The sequence below is a fragment of the Mesorhizobium sp. LEGMi-168a genome (assembly GCF_058312955.1).
The window spans coordinates 23,659-42,513 of sequence record NZ_JBZEGV010000036.1 but is presented as its reverse complement, the minus strand read 5'-3'; the positions used below and the strand labels follow the sequence as shown (position 1 = coordinate 42,513).

General features: G+C 64.3%; 23 protein-coding genes. 11 read left to right on the top strand and 12 right to left on the bottom strand.

Annotation, left to right across the window (positions count from 1 at the left end):
• Position 1 precedes the first annotated feature (1 nt).
• From tolR to ybgC, 3 genes are all read right to left on the bottom strand, one after another.
• Complete coding sequence (gene tolR, locus AC4FWB_RS30240; RefSeq protein ID WP_491029887.1) at positions 2 to 463, bottom strand: protein TolR; 462 nt, start codon at positions 461 to 463, stop codon at positions 2 to 4.
• A 9-nt stretch (positions 464 to 472) separates the two neighbouring features.
• A complete protein-coding gene (tolQ, locus tag AC4FWB_RS30235; RefSeq protein WP_491029886.1) occupies positions 473 to 1,183 on the bottom strand; it encodes a protein TolQ in 711 nt (236 codons plus the stop codon).
• 308 nt (positions 1,184 to 1,491) lie between these two features.
• On the bottom strand, positions 1,492 to 1,962 hold the full coding sequence (gene ybgC / locus AC4FWB_RS30230; protein ID WP_491029885.1) for a tol-pal system-associated acyl-CoA thioesterase: 471 nt from the start codon (positions 1,960 to 1,962) through the stop codon (positions 1,492 to 1,494).
• A 90-nt stretch (positions 1,963 to 2,052) separates the two neighbouring features.
• On the opposite strand from ybgC, the gene AC4FWB_RS30225 reads away from it, so the two are divergent.
• Together AC4FWB_RS30225 and AC4FWB_RS30220 are read left to right on the top strand one after the other, a co-directional pair.
• Complete coding sequence (locus AC4FWB_RS30225; protein ID WP_491029884.1) at positions 2,053 to 3,306, top strand: glycoside hydrolase family 5 protein; 1,254 nt, start codon at positions 2,053 to 2,055, stop codon at positions 3,304 to 3,306.
• 48 nt (positions 3,307 to 3,354) lie between these two features.
• A complete protein-coding gene (locus tag AC4FWB_RS30220; protein ID WP_491029883.1) occupies positions 3,355 to 4,044 on the top strand; it encodes a glutathione S-transferase family protein in 690 nt (229 codons plus the stop codon).
• A 9-nt stretch (positions 4,045 to 4,053) separates the two neighbouring features.
• On the opposite strand, the gene AC4FWB_RS30215 is transcribed toward AC4FWB_RS30220, so the two are convergent.
• The 7 genes from AC4FWB_RS30215 to rcdA all read right to left on the bottom strand — a co-directional run bounded on the left by AC4FWB_RS30215 (position 4,054) and on the right by rcdA (position 8,625).
• Positions 4,054 to 4,956, bottom strand: coding sequence for a metallophosphoesterase (locus tag AC4FWB_RS30215; protein ID WP_491029882.1), 903 nt, complete (start codon positions 4,954 to 4,956; stop codon positions 4,054 to 4,056).
• Positions 4,957 to 5,090: 134 nt separating this feature from the next.
• Entirely contained in the window at positions 5,091 to 6,128 is a 1,038-nt protein-coding gene (ruvB, locus tag AC4FWB_RS30210; protein WP_491029881.1) for a Holliday junction branch migration DNA helicase RuvB, read from the bottom strand.
• Positions 6,125 to 6,529, bottom strand: coding sequence for a type II toxin-antitoxin system VapC family toxin (locus AC4FWB_RS30205; RefSeq protein ID WP_491029880.1), 405 nt, complete (start codon positions 6,527 to 6,529; stop codon positions 6,125 to 6,127). Before AC4FWB_RS30205 ends, ruvB begins: the two co-directional genes overlap by 4 nt.
• Complete coding sequence (locus tag AC4FWB_RS30200) at positions 6,526 to 6,810, bottom strand: AbrB/MazE/SpoVT family DNA-binding domain-containing protein (protein WP_491029879.1); 285 nt, start codon at positions 6,808 to 6,810, stop codon at positions 6,526 to 6,528. Before AC4FWB_RS30200 ends, AC4FWB_RS30205 begins: the two co-directional genes overlap by 4 nt.
• 69 nt (positions 6,811 to 6,879) lie before the next feature.
• Positions 6,880 to 7,500, bottom strand: a complete 621-nt coding sequence (ruvA, locus tag AC4FWB_RS30195; protein WP_491029878.1) for a Holliday junction branch migration protein RuvA — start codon at positions 7,498 to 7,500, stop codon at positions 6,880 to 6,882.
• 10 nt (positions 7,501 to 7,510) lie between these two features.
• Complete coding sequence (ruvC, locus tag AC4FWB_RS30190; protein ID WP_491029877.1) at positions 7,511 to 8,020, bottom strand: crossover junction endodeoxyribonuclease RuvC; 510 nt, start codon at positions 8,018 to 8,020, stop codon at positions 7,511 to 7,513.
• 74 nt (positions 8,021 to 8,094) lie between these two features.
• Entirely contained in the window at positions 8,095 to 8,625 is a 531-nt protein-coding gene (rcdA, locus tag AC4FWB_RS30185; RefSeq protein ID WP_491029900.1) for a protease adaptor protein RcdA, read from the bottom strand.
• 536 nt (positions 8,626 to 9,161) lie between these two features.
• Between rcdA and AC4FWB_RS30180 the strand changes: the two genes are divergently transcribed.
• Positions 9,162 to 9,713 carry a DUF2269 family protein gene (locus tag AC4FWB_RS30180; RefSeq protein WP_491029876.1) on the top strand — a complete coding sequence of 184 codons (552 nt, stop codon included), beginning with the start codon at positions 9,162 to 9,164 and terminating at the stop codon, positions 9,711 to 9,713.
• A gap of 36 nt (positions 9,714 to 9,749) precedes the next feature.
• Here the strand turns inward: AC4FWB_RS30180 and AC4FWB_RS30175 are convergent, their stop codons facing one another.
• Positions 9,750 to 10,523, bottom strand: a complete 774-nt coding sequence (locus AC4FWB_RS30175; RefSeq protein WP_491029875.1) for a sulfite exporter TauE/SafE family protein — start codon at positions 10,521 to 10,523, stop codon at positions 9,750 to 9,752.
• A gap of 202 nt (positions 10,524 to 10,725) precedes the next feature.
• On the opposite strand from AC4FWB_RS30175, the gene AC4FWB_RS30170 reads away from it, so the two are divergent.
• From AC4FWB_RS30170 to AC4FWB_RS30160, 3 genes are all read left to right on the top strand, one after another.
• The gene (locus AC4FWB_RS30170; RefSeq protein ID WP_491029874.1) at positions 10,726 to 11,184 is read left to right on the top strand and encodes a GNAT family N-acetyltransferase; all 459 of its coding nucleotides are present in this window, start codon (positions 10,726 to 10,728) and stop codon (positions 11,182 to 11,184) included.
• A 90-nt stretch (positions 11,185 to 11,274) separates the two neighbouring features.
• Positions 11,275 to 11,922: a thiamine phosphate synthase gene (locus tag AC4FWB_RS30165; RefSeq protein WP_491029873.1), complete on the top strand. Its 648-nt coding sequence runs from the start codon at positions 11,275 to 11,277 to the stop codon at positions 11,920 to 11,922.
• 43 nt (positions 11,923 to 11,965) lie between these two features.
• Positions 11,966 to 13,069, top strand: coding sequence for a tetratricopeptide repeat protein (locus tag AC4FWB_RS30160; RefSeq protein ID WP_491029872.1), 1,104 nt, complete (start codon positions 11,966 to 11,968; stop codon positions 13,067 to 13,069).
• Positions 13,070 to 13,136: 67 nt separating this feature from the next.
• On the opposite strand, the gene AC4FWB_RS30155 is transcribed toward AC4FWB_RS30160, so the two are convergent.
• Entirely contained in the window at positions 13,137 to 14,153 is a 1,017-nt protein-coding gene (locus AC4FWB_RS30155) for a zinc-dependent alcohol dehydrogenase family protein (protein WP_491029871.1), read from the bottom strand.
• 102 nt (positions 14,154 to 14,255) lie between these two features.
• Between AC4FWB_RS30155 and AC4FWB_RS30150 the strand changes: the two genes are divergently transcribed.
• The 5 genes from AC4FWB_RS30150 (at position 14,256) to AC4FWB_RS30130 (ending at position 18,855) form a co-directional block, all read left to right on the top strand.
• Positions 14,256 to 15,122 carry a LysR family transcriptional regulator gene (locus AC4FWB_RS30150; RefSeq protein WP_491029870.1) on the top strand — a complete coding sequence of 289 codons (867 nt, stop codon included), beginning with the start codon at positions 14,256 to 14,258 and terminating at the stop codon, positions 15,120 to 15,122.
• A 118-nt stretch (positions 15,123 to 15,240) separates the two neighbouring features.
• The gene (gene efp, locus AC4FWB_RS30145; protein ID WP_278076216.1) at positions 15,241 to 15,807 is read left to right on the top strand and encodes an elongation factor P; all 567 of its coding nucleotides are present in this window, start codon (positions 15,241 to 15,243) and stop codon (positions 15,805 to 15,807) included.
• Between the two features lie 19 nt (positions 15,808 to 15,826).
• Positions 15,827 to 16,627, top strand: a complete 801-nt coding sequence (locus tag AC4FWB_RS30140) for an inositol monophosphatase family protein (RefSeq protein ID WP_491029869.1) — start codon at positions 15,827 to 15,829, stop codon at positions 16,625 to 16,627.
• A 232-nt stretch (positions 16,628 to 16,859) separates the two neighbouring features.
• The gene (trhA, locus tag AC4FWB_RS30135; RefSeq protein WP_491029868.1) at positions 16,860 to 17,570 is read left to right on the top strand and encodes a PAQR family membrane homeostasis protein TrhA; all 711 of its coding nucleotides are present in this window, start codon (positions 16,860 to 16,862) and stop codon (positions 17,568 to 17,570) included.
• Between the two features lie 265 nt (positions 17,571 to 17,835).
• Complete coding sequence (locus AC4FWB_RS30130; RefSeq protein ID WP_491029867.1) at positions 17,836 to 18,855, top strand: MotA/TolQ/ExbB proton channel family protein; 1,020 nt, start codon at positions 17,836 to 17,838, stop codon at positions 18,853 to 18,855.

Here is an 18,855-nt window from a genome sequence, read left to right as displayed (position 1 = left end):
CCTACTGATCCTGTTCCTGCAGCGAGACCAGGCCGATGTTCTTGTAGCCGGCCGCCGAAATGCGGGCCATCACCTTCATGGCGGTACCGTAGTCGGTCGACTTGTCGCCGCGGATGAAGATGCGCTCGTCGTAACCGGTCTTCGAGATCGCCTGCAGCTTCGCCACCAGTTCCTCGATCGGGATCTCGGTTTCCTGCAGATAGATCTGGCCGGTCGCGTTGATCGACACTGTGATCGGCTGGGTGTCGACATTCATCGCCTTGGCCTGCGTATCCGGCAGGTCGATCGGCACGCCGACGGTCAACAGCGGCGCCGCGACCATGAAGATGATCAACAGCACAAGCATCACGTCGACCATCGGCGTGACGTTGATTTCCGAAATCATGCCATGATGGCGACCGCGCCTTCTATGGCCGCGTCCGCCTCGCCCTATGCCACCTGCGCTTGCAGCAGACATACCCATGATCGTACCTCAGGCCTTCTGCGCGACTTTTTCATCGATTTGGCGCGAGAGTATGGCGGAGAACTCATCCGCAAACCCTTCCATGCGCACGGCGAGTTTGTTCGCATCCGATGACAGCTTGTTGTAGGCGATGACGGCGGGAATGGCCGCGAGCAGGCCGATGGCCGTCGCCAGCAGCGCCTCGGCGATGCCGGGCGCCACCACCGACAGGCTGGTGTTCTTCGAGGCGGCGATCGCCTGGAAGGACGTCATGATGCCGATGACGGTGCCGAACAGGCCGATGAAGGGCGCGGCTGAGCCCGTGGTGGCGAGGAAGCCGAGCCGGCCCTCCAGCCTCTCCATTTCGCGGGTCAGCGCCAGGTCCATCGCCTTGTCGATGCGGGTCTGCAGCGCCAGCGGCGATTTCGCGCCCTTTTCAAAACTCTTCTTCCATTCGCGCATGGCGGCGACGAAGATCGCGCCCATGCCGGTGGTCTTGCGGTCCGACAGCGTGCGATAGAGGTCTTCGAGCGACTGTCCCGACCAGAAAACCTGCTCGAAGCGGTTGAGCGCCAGCCGCATGCGGCTATAGGCGACGAGCTTGTCGATGATGATCGCCCAGGTCCAGATCGAGGCGCAAAGCAGGCCGATCATGACCAACTTGACCACCCAGCCGGCCTGCATGAACAAGGCCCATATCGACAAATGCGCGCCCGGGTCGGCGAGTGCGATGTTTTCCATGACTACGTCCTTAAGAATTTTCCGGGCATCGCTGGCGGCTGGCCCATGGGCATCCCTTTGATCCGATCGCGAAGCTTGAAGCTTGCGGGACAAGCCCCGAATGCACCGTTTCGCGGCCTTTTCGGGGCAAATATTGGTGAAAGGAAGGCGCACGAATTGCGCCAATCTTCACCAATTCCTTCATGAACCGTTATGGTTAAGGATGGGTTAGGATATAAAGCGCGGCGCATTGCCGCGCCCGGCCGCCCGGCACCAGTGCCTGGATGGGGCTGGCTAATGCCCTAGCGCAAAGCCGGCACGAGGTGAAATCAACCACTCGCTTTCGGCATAAACGCAGCGATCCACTCCTTCGGAAAACGCCTCGGCCGGCCGTTGTCGCCGATGATCGCCGCCTCGACTTTCGCCTCGACCAGCACTTCGTCACCACGCCTCAGTTGCTGCGCCATGAAGATGCGGGCGCCGGAAATATCGTCGGTGCGCGTGTCGATGGTGAGGATGTCGTCCATGCGGGCCGGCGAACGGAAGTCGATCTCCATGCGTCTGACCACCCAGACGATGCGCTCGCCATGCTTGCCGTCCAAGAGCTCGGTGTGATGGACGCCGGCAAGCCTGAGATAATCCGAGCGCCCGCGCTCGAGGAATTCGAGATAGCGCGCGTGATAGACGACGCCGGAAAAATCGGTGTCGGCGTAATAGACGCGGGCCATCAGACGGTGGCCGAATTCGGTCAGCGCCCCGGAGAGCCCGGCGGCGAGCGCCGATTCACCATGATCGTCCATCGCGCTTTCCTTTTCAGGCCCGAACGGGCACCTGTTCGTTCGCGCGCCCTCCCCGGATCGCTGGAGCGGCGCGCTTGGCGCGGGAACGGGATGGCACTGTTGGGCGCGATGATCAAGACCTGGATGGCGGCGCTGCTGGCGCTTGGCGCCCTCGTACTGCCCGCCGAGGCGGCGACGTTCTCGATGAAGCGGGGTCTCAATCTCGACCAGTGGACGACCTGGACCGGCGAGGAGAAATGGAACGATCCGAAAGCCATCCTGCCCTATCCGGAATGGCGCAAATTCCTGAAAGAGGATGACCTCAAGGCGCTGAAGGATGCCGGCTTCGATTTCCTGCGCATGCCGGTCGATCCCTCGCCCTTCCTGTCCGATGAGACGCTTGCGCTGCGCGACGACCTCTACGCCAGCGTGCGGGACTCGGCGCGCCTGATCAACCGCGCCGGGCTGAAAGTGATCGTCGACCTGCATCTCATCCCGGCCGGCGGCAGCCGCAAGATCGGCATGAGCGAGGTGATGGACGATCCGACCACCTTCGACGCCTATGTCGAGGTCGTGCGCAAGATGGCGCATACGCTGTCGGGAGAAGACCCGAGCCAGGTCGCCTTCGAGCTGATGAACGAGCCGATCGTCGATTGCGACGGGAACGGCACCAATCTCTGGCCGGACCGCCAGAAAAAATTGTTCGCGGCGGCGCGGTCTTCCGCCACTAGGCTGACGCTTGTCCTCACCGGCGGCTGTTATTCGAACGCGGCTTCGCTGGCGAAGATCGATCCGAAGGCGATCCCCGACGACAACATCATCTGGGCTTTCCATTCCTACGATCCGTTCCTTCTGACGCATCAGGGCGCGACCTGGGCCGGGGACTTCATCCGCTATGTCACCGGCCTGCCCTATCCGCTGACCGCCGTGCCGCGCGCCCGGCTCGACGTGGCGCTGGAGACGATCCGCGACAGGATCAGGGCCGAGGCGCCATGGACGCGCCGCAGCGGCATGCTTGCATATCTCGACGAGCAGGTCGCCGGCATGGACACACCCGACAAGCTCATTGGCCAGATGGATGCGCCGTTCAAGACCGTCGAGGACTGGGCCAAGGCCAACGGCATCAAGCCGGAGAACATCACGCTCGGCGAGTTCGGCATGATCCGCCAGGAATATGGCAACGCCTATGTGATGCCCGCCGAATACCGCGCCACCTATGTCAAGGACATGATCGCCCGCGCCGAGGCGCATGGTTTTTCCTGGTCGGTATGGGGCTATGGCGGCGCCTTCGGCATCGTCGATGCCTTCGACGGCGACAAGGCCGAGCCCAATGTGATGGATGCCATCCGCGAACTTCCCCGCTGACCACCGGCCGTGCTACTTAATCTGTCGCCGACGTCGGGGGACAAGGCTATGCGCTCGCTGCTCTACACGACCGGATCTCCTTTCGCGCGCGGCGTTCGTGTCGTGCTCGACGAGATCGGTTTGGACTACCAACGCCGGGAGGAAACGACCACGCCCTCCGCCGCGTCCCGCGCCGAATGGACGCCGGCGCTTCAGGTTCCGACGTTCAGGGACGGCGACCTGACGCTGTGGGAAAGCGGCGTGATCGTCGAGTACCTGCTTGCCACCTATTCGGAGCGTGTCGGAGGAGATCCTTCTCTGGCGCCGTCGATGTGGCGGGCAGGGTCGGAATGGGCCGACCGGCTCCTCTTCGCCTCGATCCAGACGCTCGGGACCGCCGCAACGACCATCAGCCAGATGCAATGGTCAGGGGTCAGGCATCACGGCAATTCGCATCTCACGCGATGTGTCGAGCGCATCGGCCATCTGATGGGATGGCTCGAGGGACGGATCGGCCGCGACGGCGAAGGGTTTTTCGGCAAAGTCGTTTCGGTTCAAGATATTTTCCTGACCTGCCATCTTCGTTTCATCGCCAACCGGCCCCTGGATCTCGATGTCAGGCTTGAGGCGCACCCGAATATCCGCAAGCTGGTCGATCGGATGGATAGCCGCGCCAGCTTCCGGAACAATCCGGTGTTGTGGTGGGAGCCGGGGATCATCGGCTATGAAGCCGACGGCACACCCATACGCGCCGCTTGATCGTCGTGGCTAACCGAGATCGATCTGCAGGATTTCCGGCCGCACACCAAAGCGCACCGGCAAGATGCTGAAGCCGAGCCCGCCCGACACGATCAGGTTGCGGTCGTTCTCGACGACATGGCCATAGGCGTAGCGGTTGCCGAATTCGGACGGCACGACCGGCGAATAGCCGAACAGCCGCACCTGCCCGCCATGGGTATGGCCGGACAGCGTCAGCGAGACCCGCCAAGGGACTTTCGGGAAGATGTCCGGCTCGTGCGCGAGCAGGATGATCGGTTCGCTACCTCGCACCTTGGCGAGCGTGCCGTCGAGATCGTCCAGGCCCTTGAAGCCGTGACGGCCCAGGGCTTTGCTCGGCCGGATTGCCAGCTGGTCGGCAAGTCCGGCGACCCAGAAGCCATGCCCGTCTTTCTCCAGCCGCGCGACGTCGTTTTCCAGCACCGGGATGCCGACGCCCTCCAGAGCCCCGCGCGCGACTGTCGGCCCGGCTCCGGCCACCTGGGCGGCATAATCGTGCCACCAGTCGTGATTGCCGAGGATCGAGAGCGCGCCGAGCGGCGCTTGCAGTCCTGAAAGGGCGGACGCCCAATCCGGTGCGGACACGTCGGCCGTCACCAGGCGCATTCCGGCAACATAGTCGCCAAGCAGCAGGATCAGGTCTGGCTGCAAGGCATTCGTCTTTTCGACCAGCGAGGCGATCCGCTCCGGAGTCATCCAAGGGCGGCAGGCATGGATGTCGGCCAGCGCCACGACGCGCAGCTTGAGCCCCGCGGGCCAGTGCGGCGGGGTCAAGGCGTAGCGCTTCACATGGGTGAGCAGCATCGGTTCGATGCCGACCGCATAGGCGCTCAGCGACACCATCGACAGGACCGAGCCGCCGATGAGGCGCAGGAAGCCACGTCTGGTGATCATCAGTCAGCCCAAGCCCTTGGGATCCATTAAGCGACCCTTGCCTTAAAGGCGGCAATTGCGCCTTCACCTAGGCCAAGGCGAGCAGATTCTACGCAGACAAGCCGTTTTCCGCCCAACAGGCGGACAAATGTCCGTTACTCTTCCTGGAACAGGCTGATCTGCTGCTGGGCGAGGTCCTTCGGCGCTTCGAGGCCGAGATGCCGCCAGGCATTGGCGGTCAGCACGCGGCCGCGCGGCGTGCGCTGGATGAAGCCCTGCTGGATGAGGTAGGGCTCGATGATGTCCTCGATGGCGTCGCGCGGCTCGGATAGCCCGGCCGCGATCGTCTCGATGCCGACCGGCCCGCCGCCGAAATTGCGGGCAATCATCGAGAGGTACCGGCGGTCGAGCGCGTCGAGCCCGAGCCCGTCGACTTCGAGCCTCGTCAGCGCCTCGTCGGCGATACGCCTGTCGACATGGCCGTTCCCGGCGACGGAGGCGAAATCGCGCACCCGGCGCAGCAGCCGGCCGGCGATGCGCGGCGTGCCGCGGGCGCGGCGCGCGATCTCCAGCGCGCCATCGTCGCCGAGCGGCATCGAGAGGATGCGGGCGCCGCGGCGCACGATCTGCTCCAGCTCCTCGACCGTGTAGAAATTGAGCCTGACCGGAATGCCGAAACGATCGCGCAGCGGATTGGTCAAAAGCCCGAGCCGGGTCGTTGCAGCGACCAGCGTGAAGCGGGCGAGGTCGATCTTGACCGAGCGCGCCGCAGGCCCCTCGCCGATGATCAGGTCGAGCTGGAAATCCTCCATCGCCGGATAGAGGATTTCCTCGACCGCCGGATTGAGCCGGTGGATCTCGTCGATGAAGAGGACGTCGCGCTCCTCGAGATTGGTGAGCAACGCCGCGAGATCCCCGGCCTTGGCGATGACCGGACCCGAGGTCGAGCGGAAATTGACGCCGAGCTCGCGTGCCATGATCTGCGCCAGCGTCGTCTTGCCTAACCCTGGCGGACCGACGAACAGCACATGGTCGAGTGCCTCGCCGCGGCTCTTGGCGGCGTCGACGAAGACCTTGAGGTTGGCGCGCACCGCCGCCTGACCGACGAATTCGTCGAGCGACTGCGGCCGCAAGCTCTGGTCGGCATCCTCGCCGCGCTTGTCGGGAGCAATGAGGCGGGGCGAAAGACTCATGCCAGCAGTTCCATGCCCACGATTGACTCGGCAGCACGCTGATCGAACGTAACCGTATGCGAGCAACCCAGGTTTCGATTATGCTCTGCAATCAGCGCATCAGGAAAATCGACCTGCGGCGAAGTCGACCGTTCGAGCGCCACAACAATGGCATCGAAATCCTCGAACATGAGGGTCTTGATTTTCAGCAACCTTTGGATTGCCGCCTGCACCTGCTCCTTTGGCAGTCTGTAACGCGAAACGAGCGACCAGCTGAATTCGACCAGCACAATCAGGCTAACAAATCCTGGTTTGTCCTCGTTGAGGCTCTTGCCAAAGGCAAGGGCTTTTGTCCGCTGTTCAGCGTCATCGTTCAGCACCATTCGAAGCAAAACGTTCGTGTCGATGCCTATCGAAGTCACGCGCCGCCCTCTTCTCCGCTTCTTGCCTTATCTCCGGCGACATGTCTGCCCACGGCGTCTCGGACGGCAGCGTCGATTTCTTCCAGTGAAGCAGGGCCGCCGGGAGGATCTCCCAGAAATCCGGCAAGATCAGCGAAGTCGAGATTACGAGGCGTCCCGACCAAATAGCCGTCGACGACCGTCCAGGCGATCATGTCTCCGGCCTTCAGCGACAAGGCGTCTCGTACGTCCTTCGGAATGGTGAGCTGACCTTTCGAGGTCAGACTGGCATACGCGCCCATTTTCTTACTTTCCGAGCAGTTTCTTACTTATCATGTAATAGTCGGAAAATTGATTTCCAGCAATCCGCCTCACCGCGCCAGTTCCTTCAGCCCGAAACGGATCAGCTTCGAGGCATCGGCGCCCTCGCCGGCCGACTTCAGCGCCGCCGACACCGCATTGGCGGCGATATCGCGCGAATAACCTAGATTGACCAGCGCCGAGACCGCGTCGGTGATCGGCGCCGCCGCGACTCCTTCGCCGAGCTCCTGCTTGAGGCCGATCGTGCCGGTGGCGGCGCCCGCATAGGCCGGCGCCTTGGTGCGCAACTCGGTGACGATGCGCTCGGCCACCTTCTTGCCGACGCCTGGCGCGCGGGAGACCATGGCGATGTCGCGCAGCGCGATCGCGTTGGCGAGGTCCGCCGGCGCCAGCGTCGACAGCACTGCCAGCGCCACCTTGGCGCCGACGCCCTGCACGTTGTTCATCAGGAGACGGAACCACTCGCGCTCCAGCGCCGACTGGAAGCCGTAGAGCCGGATCATGTCCTCGCGCACATAGGTCTCGATGAACAGAACCACCGCTTCGCCGGGCCCCGGCAACGAAGCCAGCGTGCGTGCCGAGCAATGGGCGACATAGCCGACGCCATGCACGTCGACCAGGCAGGAGTCCTCGTCGATCTCGTCCAGCGTGCCTTTCAGCTTGCCAATCATGATTTTCCCCTCACGCCAGCGCCGCCATCCGGTAGGCGGCGCTCTGGCGGTGATGCGCGTGGCAGATGGCGATGGCCAGCGCGTCGGCGGCGTCGTCGGTTTCGAACACCGCCTTCGGCATCAGCACCTTCACCATCATGTGGATCTGCTTCTTCTCGCCATGGCCGACGCCGATCACCGCCTTCTTGACCGCGTTTGGGGCATATTCGGCGACCACCAGCCCGGCGCGCGCCGGCACCAGCATGGCGATGCCCCGCGCCTGGCCGAGCTTCAGCGTCGCCGCCGCATCCTTGTTGACGAAAGTCTGCTCGACCGCGGCCTCGTGCGGCATGGCCTGATGCAGCACCTCGGCCAGCCCGTCATGCAACTGGCAGAGCCTTGCCGCGAGCGATGCCTTGTCGTCGGAGCGCACGGTGCCGGAGGCGACGAAGCGCAGCGAATTGCCGAGACTATCGACGATGCCCCAGCCGGTGCGCCTAAGGCCCGGATCGATGCCGATGATGCGAATCGCTTCCCCCATGCGCCAAGTCTAACCTCGGCGTATGGCGATGCCAGCGAATTGTGAACAAACCAGAAACGGGCAGTGAGCTTGGGCTAACCGCGCGCAAACGCCGTGTTGAGAAGCGATATCTGGTCGGACACCGGGTTGGCGCGGCGGACGGCGGCCGGGGTGTCGTTCATCGCGCCGCCATAGATCTCCTCGTCCATGCGCCGCACAAGCGCCTGCAGGCGCAACGACCGGCTCACCAGATCCAGAAAATCCTTCGGCAGTTCGTTCCAGCCCAGCGCTTCGTCATGCGCCGAGGCAGTGTCGAGCCGCACCTTGGATTTTTCAGAAGCGACCTGGTCGCGGGTCATCTCGCCCGAGTTCGCGGCCCGCTGCAGAAGCAGCCAGGACGCGACCTGCATCAGCCTTGTGGTCAGCCGCATCGATTCAGCCGCATAGAGCGTCGCCGCCGTGCGCGACAACTTCTTGGCCTCGAGCCTGCCCTTGCCGTCGAGATATTCGGCCGCCTGCTCGACCAGGCCCATGCCCTCCTGATAGAGCGGCTTGAAGGATTGGGAGAAAACCCGGCGTTCCGCGAGCTTTATGGTTTTCGCGCTGCCTTTCGAAGGCTCGGTCATCATCGATACGCCCCCTGCACTGCCGCAAGCCGATTCGGCATCCTTGCCGATACGTCCTGCACCCTTAAACGACTGAGGCTTGAAAATGCGCTTCGATGCCCACGAAGGCAAGCGCATGTTTAACAAACGGTTAACGCCGGAGCGCACGCCTACCGGCCGTCGGCGACAAAAAAAGAGCCGCGGATAAGGCGGCTCTCAGGAGTTTAACAGGGAGGCGTCAAACAAAGTGGCTCCAACCACTCGGTAAGAATCCAGACAACTGGATGGGCGTAGTAAACGCCTGTAAAGCTTAATGAAACCTTAACGCCGGGCGGAATTTTTAACCGAACGCACTTTCCTGTGCCGGAACGGGACGCGCCAGCTTTGTCTCCTCGGCTGGCGTGAAAACCGGATTTCGGATGCCGATCGCAGCGCTGAAACATGGCGGCCGCCGCCGCGACATCGTTCCGAAACACGCGCCGCGCTAAACGCCCGCTCCTCGCAACCGACGGCACAACGCCGTCGCCAATCAAAGAAAAGACATCCCGGAGCAGACCATGGACTGGTACTCGATCGTCAAATTCCTTCACGTCGTCTCGGCCGTTCTGTGGGTCGGCGGCGGTTTCGTCCTGTTCCTGCTCGGCGTGCTTGCCGAGCGCGCCGGCAACATCGAGGACAAGCTGCAGGCGTTGCGCGCCAGCGGCGAGCTCGGCGGCCGCTTCTTCGCGCCGATGTCGATGCTCACCCTGATCTTCGGCCTCATCATGTGCGGCTTCTGGGTCGGCTTTTCCGAGCTGTGGATCGTCATCGGCCTCGTCGGCTACGCCACGACCTTTTCGATCGGCATGCTCGTCTTCAAGCCGACCGGCGAGCGCATGGGCGCCATGGTCGCCAAGGAAGGCGTGACGCCGGCGGTTCTGGCCATCGGCCAGCGCATGATGAGCTGGGCGCGTTTTGACTATGCGGTGATGCTGGTGATCATCGCCGACATGGTGCTGAAGCCCGCCATGCACGACATCGGCATCCTCGCCGGCATGGCACTGGTGATAGCGGTCGGCGCCGCGCTCGCCATTGGCGGCGGCCGTCAGATGGTGCCGAGCGCGGCCTGAGACCGCGCTTGTAGGGGCGGCCGCCGAGCCGCCCCGCTATTGCACGAGTCCCGCGATACCGTCCCAGAGCAGCTTGACCGCCACGACGGCCACCGTCGCGTAGGTGAACGGGTAAAACACTTCCGGGCGCATGCGGCGCACCAGCCAGGCGCCGGCGATGGTGGACAGCGGCGCCAGCGGCATCAGCACGCCGGAGGCCGTCAGGTTGGTGGTGTCGAACTGGCCGAGCGCGAAGTAAGGGATGAGCTTCAGCGCATTTGTAGCGGCGAAGAAGATCGCCGCCGTCCCCGACAGCACCTTCGGGTTGAGCCGGATCGGCAGCGCGTAGACCTGGAAGGGCGGGCCTCCGACATGGGCGACGAAGCTGGTGAAGCCGGCAACCGTGCCCCAGAAGGCCGCCGCGATCGGGTTCCGCTCCGCCGCATGGTCGGCGCCGTGGCGGACCTGCAGGTAGACCCAGCGCAAGACGAAGATCAGCGCGACCGCGCCGACGATGAGCCGCACCATTTCCTCGGTCACCAGCGCCGCCGTCAGCCAGCCGAGCCCAATGCCGATGACAGCGCCCGGCATCATGTCGACAAGCATCTTGCGGTCATAGACGCCCCACCACGTCCACACAGACACGATGTCCATCAGGCAAAGGATCGGCAGCAGGATGGCGGCGGCCTGCACCGGCGGAATGGTCAGCGCCATCAGCGGCACGCCGACGAAGCCTACGGCGCCGCCGAAGCCGCCCTTCGACAGGCCGACGAGGATGACCGCCGGAATGGCGGCGGCATAGAACCAGGGATCGCTGAGCAGGCCTGACATAAGGGGGACGGGGATGAGAGCGGGTGGAGATGAGCGGCTGGAGAAGGGCGGGAGACCTGCAATAGACCACAAAGCGGAACACCGCGATAGCCGATGCGCCCCTCAGCCGGCCGGCGCGATCAACTGTCCGCAACCGGCCAGCCGGTTTGCGGCAAGTGCCGGGCCATGCATAAGGTCACCGACCAGCACAAGGTTTTTGACAATGAGCGAAATCCTCATCCGCCGCGCGGAAAAAGCCGACCTCCCGGCAATCGTCGCGATGCTTGCCGACGACGCGCTTGGGCGCGCCCGCGAGGACACCAGCATGCCGCCGGCGCAAGCCTATCTGGATGCCTTCGCGGCGGTCGACAGCAACCCGAACCAGTTGCTCGCGGTGATGACCGCCGGCGACGATGTCATCGGCACGCTGCAGATCAGCTTTCTCCCGGGGCTATCGTTACGGGGCGCCTGGCGCGGCCAGATCGAGGCGGTGCGCATCGCGGCCAACCGGCGCGGCGAAAGGCTCGGGCAGCGCCTGCTGGAATGGGCGATCGATAAATGCCGGGAGCGCGGCTGCAGGATCGTCCAGCTGACGACCAACAAGAGCCGGCTCGACGCGCACCGCTTCTATGAACGGCTCGGCTTCAAGGCCAGCCACATCGGCTACAAGCTGGATCTTTAGCCGGTCCTCCTGTTCAAGCCGGACGCTTTGCTCTATGCCGCAATGCAACCATCTTCGCCCGCCATAGGCGAAAACCGGGATCGAAGACTGATGAATGAAGCCACCCCGCCCAACCGCTGCCGTATCGTGCTGATCGCGCCGCCGCTTGCAACCGCCGAGCACATCTGCGCTGCGTTCGACGGCGGCGACATCGCTTCGCTGATCCTGCCCGACAACGGCATGGACGATGCCACCTTCCAGGCCTTCGCTGAGAAAATCGTGCCGGTCGCCCAAGCCGCCGGCGTCGCCGTCATCATCGCCGGTGACAGCCGCATTGCCGGCCGCGTTCACGCCGACGGCATCCATGTCGAGGCCAACCGTCAGGAGCTCGCCGAGACGATAGAGCGCCTGGCCGACAAGATGATGGTCGGCACCGGCGGCGCCAAGACCCGCGACGACGCGTTGGAGCTCGGCGAGGAGCGGCCCGACTACATGTTCTTCGGCCGCTTCGGTTACGACAACAAGCCGGAGCCGCATCCGCGCAACCTCTCGCTCGGCGAATGGTGGGCGCAGATGATCCAGATTCCCTGCATCGTGATGGCCGGGTCCGAGCTCGCCTCGGTGGAAACGGTGGCGGCCACCGGGGCCGAGTTCGTGGCGCTCTCCAGCGCGGTCTTCGCCGACGGGGTCGATCCGCGCGCGGCGGTCGCCGCCACCAACGCGCTGCTCGACAAAACCGCGCCACGCTTCGAGGACTGACGTGCGCTGCTCCCGCCTTCCCCTCGCGGCGTTGGCCGCTGCCTTGACGATCCAGGCGGCCGCGGCGGCGGGCACGGAGACCGTGCCGGTGCCACAGCCCAGGCCGGACACGAGCGCGCCCGATACGAGCGCCCCGGATATAAGCGCCCCGAATACAAGCGTCCCCAATACCGGCGTCCCAAATACCGGTGCCCCAAGTACCGGCACCCCAAGTACCGGCGCGGCCCATGCCGACAAGCCGATCGAGACACCGCTGCCGCAGCCGGCGACGCTTCAACCGCCATCGGCAGACACCGTCAATCCCGACCGCTTCGGCGCCAAGCCGCCCGACGCCGCCTATGGCGCCTTCCAGCGCGGGCTCTACAGGACCGCCTACAACCTCGCCATGGTGCGGGCCAAGAATGGCGACCCCGCCGCCCAGACACTGGTCGCCGAGATCCTGTCGCGAGGGCTGGGCGTGCCGCTCAACGCAGCCGAGGCTGCGAAATGGTATGGGCTTGCCGCAGAGCAGGGCGTGCCGGAGGCGCAGTTCCAGTACGCGCTGATGCTGCTCGACGGCCGCTATGTGAAGAAGGACGGCAAGGAAGCCTATGCGCTGATGCAGGCCGCCGCCGAGGCCGGCAACCGCCTGGCGCAATTCAACTTCGCCCAATTGCTCATCCAGCAGGATCCGGGCGACGCCGGGCTTGCCAAGGCTGCCGTCTACTATGAGCGCGCCGCCGCGACCGGACTTGCCGACGCTGAATACGCGATGGCGCAGATCTACGCCAACGGCGCCGGCGGCAGGCCGCGCGACGACGCCAGGGCGCGTATCCTGTTGGCGCAGGCCGCACGGCAGAACTACGACACCGCGCAGATCGATCTCGCCGCCTGGATGATCGAGGGGCGCGGCGGCGGGCGCGACCTGAAGTCCGGCTTCGCCTGGATGAGGCGGGCGGCCGAAGGCGGCAACGTCGCCGCCCAGAACCGTTTGGCCAAGCTTTATATGGGCGGCATCGGCACCGACCCCGACCTGATCCTGGCCGGAGCCTGGTACATCCTCGCCCGCCGCGCCGGGCTGATCGACCCGCAGATGGACGACTTCCTGCAGGGCCTCGACGACGATCAGACCAAGCAGGCGCTGCAGAAGGCGAACCGGCTGCCGTAACGGCAATTCCAGGAAGGCATGGAGCGGTTTCCCGTCCGCAATTGCTTCCGAACAAAAAAGCCCTTCGTCACCGCATATGGTCGAGCACCACCTTGCCGAAGGGCGAGCCGTGTTCGAGATATCGAAACGCCTCCGCCGCCTCTTGCCAGGGAAACACCTTGTCGATCACCGGCCGCAGGCCGTTGACGGCAATCGCCCGGTTCATCGCCTCGAAGGATTCGCGCGAGCCGACCGGTATGCCGCGCGCTATCACCTGGCGGCGGAAGATGTCGAGCGGATTGATCGACCCTTCGCTGCCGCCGAGATAGCCGATGACGTTGATCTGCGCGCCACGCGCAGCCGCCTTGAGCGATCGCGCGAAACTCTGCGGCCCGCCCACCTCGATGATGTGATCGGCGCCGCGGCCATCGGTCAGCTTCAGCACAGCCGGCCCCCAATCCGGGTTGTCGCGATAGTTGACGCCACCATGCGCGCCGAGTTCCTTCGCTTGGGCAAGTCTCTCGTCGCTGCTCGAGGTGACGATGACCTGCGCGCCGGCTGCCCTGGCGAATTGGAGGGCAAACAGTGAGACACCGCCGGTGCCGAGGCTGAGCACGGTCTCGCCCGGCTTCAGCTTGCCTTCGGTGAACAGCGCATGCCAGGCGGTGACGCCTGCGCAGGCCAGCGTCGCCGCCTCGATGTCGCTGAGATGCCGAGGCGCAAGGACAGCGGCCTGCTCGTCCAGCCGGGCAAACTCGCTGAGCATGCCGTCGATCGGGCCGCCACGCTGATAGGAGGCCTCGGCCATGACGAAGCTGCCGCCCACCCAGCGTTGCCAGAAGGTGCCGCAGACGCGGTCGCCGACCTTGAACCGGCTGACCTCCGCGCCGACGGCCACCACCTCGCCGACGCCGTCGGACAGCAGCACCAGCGGCGGGGCGAAATTCGTGTGGTAGCTGCCGCGCGCGATTTCGACGTCGCGGTAGTTGAGCGCGCTCGCTTTGACCCTGATGACGATTTCCTGACGGCCTGGCTCCGGCATCGGCCGCTCGACCATTCTGAGGTTTTCGATGCCACCGGGAGCCTGCAATTCGATCGTGCGCATTTGATTTTCCTTCGACTGAGTGCGTTTGAAGAAAAATCGCTTGCTCAGCCCGCGATTTCAAATTCATAATATTTAGAATGATTATGCACTTTGGACATGAGAATGCTTGAAGAGCTGCGCACGCTTGTCCTCTTTGCCGAGGAGGGCTCGATCCAGAAGGTGGCGCAGCGCCTGCCGCTGACCCAGCCCGCCGTGACACGCCAGATGCAGCGACTGGAAGATATGCTCGGCACAACGTTGCTCGATCGCCGACAAAAGCCGCCGCGCCTGACTGCGGCGGGATTGGAGGTGTTGGCGCGCGCCAAGGACATCCTGGCCTCGGTGGAAGCGCTGAAATCCTTCGCGACGGATGCCGAGCCGCAGGGCGTGCTTCGTGTCGGCGTGGCGCACGGCTTGTCCGACGCCAGCGTTGCAAGCGCCATTGCCAGCGCGGCCGCGTTTCCAAACGTATCTCTGCGCCTCCGGACTGCCTGGAGCGCCGAATTGATCGAACAGTTCGAGCGCGGGCAGCTCGACATGGCGATCGTCTTGCGGGCGACCGGCGATCAGGACAACGACGCCGTCGTCGGCACGGAACGTCTTGGCATCATGGCGCGGACCGGCCTTGTTTCCCATCCAGACCATTGCGTTTTCGCAGACATGCCCTGGGTGCTGAGCCCCGAGCCTTGCGACGCGCGCCAGAGGCTTCGGTCCGCCCTGGGCGACGATCGGCAGCGCCTGCTTGTCGCCGCCGAGATCCAGGATCCTGCCATGCAGATGGAATGGGTACGCCGGGGGCATGGGCTCGGCCTGATGCCGCTGCGGCTCGTAGCGCGATCGCTTCCGGATGGTGTCGAGCTTGTCGATATCGGAGATCTCGACCTTACCATGCAGGTCTTGGCGCTACGCTCGCCACACCTCAACCGGCTGGAAAAGGTCGCGGACGCCATTGCCGCGGCCGTTGGCGAGGTCGTTGGCGACGACGGCTGATCGCGACGCGCGGCGCGGCGCCGCTCCGGCGCTCCCTTGCCACTCAATGCGATTTGTGGTCTTGGAGGCCCCAAGGCGCGCTTCCCGTGCGAAAAATCTCATTCCGGATCAGTTCATCATGGCCAAGATCAGTGGCAGCGAAATCCGTCCCGGTTACGTCATCGAGCACGATGGCGGCTTGTGGGTGGCGGTCAAGACAAACACCGTCAAGCCGGGCAAGGGCGGCGCTTATAACCAGGTCGAGCTGAAGAACCTGATCAACGGCACCAAGCTCAACGAGCGCTTCCGCTCGGCCGAGACCGTCGAGCAGATCCGGCTGGATCTGAAGGATTTTTCCTTCCTTTACGAACAGGGCGACGCGCTGGTGTTCATGGACACCGAGAGCTACGAGCAGCTCGAACTGGCAAAGGACTTCGTCGGCGAACGCGCCGCGTTCCTGCAGGACGGCATGATGGTGACGGTCCAGCTCTACGAGGAACGGCCGATCGGCATCTCGCTGCCCGACCAGGTGACGCTGACCATCACCGAGGCCGACCCGGTGGTGAAGGGCCAGACGGCGGCCTCCTCCTACAAGCCGGCGGTGCTGGAAAACGGCGTCCGCGTGCTGGTGCCGCCCTTCATCTCGGCCGGCGAGCGCATCATCGTCGACACCAACGAGATCACTTACGTCCGCCGCGCAGAATAGACGGCAGCAGGAAGAAAAAATGGCACGCTCCGCGATCCTCAATGTCATGGTCCAGGCCGCGATGAAGGCCGGCCGCTCGCTGTCGCGCGATTTCGGCGAGGTGCAGAACCTGCAGGTCTCGATGAAGGGACCGGGCGACTATGTCAGCCAAGCCGATCGCAAGGCGGAAGAGATCGTCTTTGCCGAACTGTCCAAGGCGCGGCCGGGCTACGCTTTCCTGATGGAGGAGCGCGGTGCCGTCGCGGGCGAGGACGATCAGCATCGCTGGATCGTCGACCCGCTCGACGGCACCACCAACTTCCTGCACGGCATCCCGATTTTCTCGGTCTCGATCGCGCTCGAGCGCCAGGGCCAGATCGTCGCCGGCGTCGTCTACAATCCGGCGATGGACGAGCTTTATACCACCGAGCGCGGCGGTGGCGCGTTCATGAACGACCGCCGCCTGCGAGTTGCGGGACGGACCAAGCTGACCGACGCGGTGATCGGCTGCGGCGTGCCGCATCTCGGCCGCGGCCAGCACGGCAATTTCCTGATCGAGCTGCGCAATGTCATGGCGGAAGTCTCCGGCGTCCGTCGCCTCGGTTCCGCCGCGCTCGACCTTGCCTATGTCGCGGCCGGCCGCATGGACGGTTTTTGGGAAACCGGTCTTTCCGCCTGGGACATCGCCGCCGGCACGCTGCTCATCCGCGAGGCGGGCGGCTTCGTCTCGGATATGGATGGCGGGCAGGACATGCTGGAGGCCGGTTCCGTCGTCGCCGGCAACGAGATCATCCAGCGCGCGCTTTTGAAGACGGTGAAGAAGCCGCTGGCGCCCCGCTGACAGGTCGGCCACGCCGACAGGTCGGCGCGTTGAAGCGCCCCTAGCGCATGACCCCGAAAATCGGAATCGATTTTTGCTTCGCTGACCTTCGGTTCGGATAGGTTCATGCGCAAATCAAAGTGCTACAGCGTCCTTTGCGCGTCGAAAGGACGCGCGGCGCTGTAGTCGCAAAACCGCAATCGAAGCTTGAAATACTGGTCCGCGACTGCCCAGATAGGGTGCAGGATCACTCATGAACGACGCGCACGCACAGGCCCAGATCGAAATCGGGTCCCAGATCGAAATCCCCTTTGTGGGCCGCTGGCATTATTCGCGCGCCGAAATGATCGCCGATGGCATCGTCCATGCCGTGGGCATCGTGCTGGCGATCGCGGCCGGCTCGGCCTTCCTGGCGCTTGCCGCCTTTCATTCCGGCCCCGGTGAATATGCCGCCGCGGTCTTCTACGTCGTATCCCTGCTCACCGTGCTCTCGGTATCGCTGGCCTACAATCTTTGGCCGATATCGTGGCCCGCGAAGTGGATATTGCGCCGTTTCGATCACGCCGCGATCTACCTGCTGATCGCCGCCACCTACACGCCCTTCCTCGCTCAGCTCCAGGCCTCGTCGCTGGCCCTGCCGATGATCGTTGTCGTGTGGGCCGCGGCGGCAACGGGCATCGCCATCAAGATGTTCCTGCCCGGCCGCTACGACCGGCTGGCGATCGTCTTCTACCTCGCCATCGGCTGGAGCGGCGTCGTGCTCGCCGGGCCGCTGGTCGAAACTCTGCCGACAGCCTCCGTCATGCTGCTGATTGCCGGCGGCATCGTCTATTCCCTGGGTGTCATCTTCTTCGCCTGGAAAGGCCTGCGCTTCCATAATGCCGTCTGGCACGGCTTCGTCGTCGCCGGGGCCGGGCTGCATCTGGCCGCCATGGTCGACTGCCTGGTGATCAGCCGGTTCTGAACTAATGCATGTCGCCCAAAAGTGCGCAGCGGTTTTGGGAAGACGACATGCATCAAAACGAAAAGATTAAAGCGCGTCGCCTGAATACCTTTCGGCGCGACGCGCTTTAGAGCAATTCCAGGAAAAGTGTGAAACAGTTTTCCGTCCGGAATTGCGCCAACACAAGGCGGCGGCGGCGATATTGCCAAGCGCCATTCAATTTGGTCACAATTCCGTTTAGAGTCGCGACAAATTTGCGGCGGGTGGCATCGGAAACGGGGCACGGATGGCTTTTCTCAAATCCTTCGGCAGGCGCTCGGACGTCCTGGTCTACGATCCGCACAAGCTATCGAGCCCGCAGGTCTTCCTGCTCACCATGGTGATCTTCCTGATCATCGTCGCCTTCATCGCCGCCATCCTCACCCGCCAGATCTCGAGAGCCTTCTCCAGCAATCCCGGCCTGAACGGTCTGATCATCGGCGTGCTCGCCGTCGGCATCCTGCTCGCCTTCGTCCAGGTCGGCCGGCTGTTCAGGGAAGTGCGCTGGGTCAATTCCTTCCGCGCCGGCTCCGAGACCACCGAGCCGGTGCTTTTGGCGCCGATGAAGGCGATGATCGGCCGCTCGTCGACGATCGCCTTCTCGACCTCTTCGATGCGCACGATGCTCGATTCCATCGCCACCCGCCTCGACGAAAGCCGCGACACCTCGCGCTACCTGGTCGGCCTGCTGGTGTTCCTCGGCCTGCTCGGCACCTTCTGGGGCCTGCTCAACACCATCGCCTCGATCCGCGAGACCATCGAGGCGCTCGATCCCGGCAGCGGCGACGCAGCCGCCGTGCTCGAAGCGCTGAAGCAGGGCCTTTCGGCGCCGCTCGCCGGCATGGGCACGGCCTTCTCGTCCTCGCTGTTCGGTCTCTCCGGCTCGCTGGTGCTCGGCTTTCTCGACCTGCAGGCCGGCCGCGCCCAGACCCGCTTCTACACCGAGCTCGAGAACTGGCTGTCCTCGGTGACTGATCTCTCGTCCGACATCGTCGTCTCCGATACGCACCGCGCCGAGCCGTCGGAGGAGATCCGGCTGCTGTCGGAACGGCTGCGCAGCCTGCAGGAGAACGGCGGCGGCTCCAACCCACGCGTCGCCACCGCCATGGCCAACCTTGCCGACGGCATTTCCGGCCTGGTCAAGAACATGCGCTCGGAGCAGCAGATCATGCGCGACTGGGTCGAAGCCCAGTCCGACGAGCAGAAGGCGATGCGCAACACGCTGGAAAAGATCGCCGATGCGCTGAAGAAGCAAGGGGTCCACTGA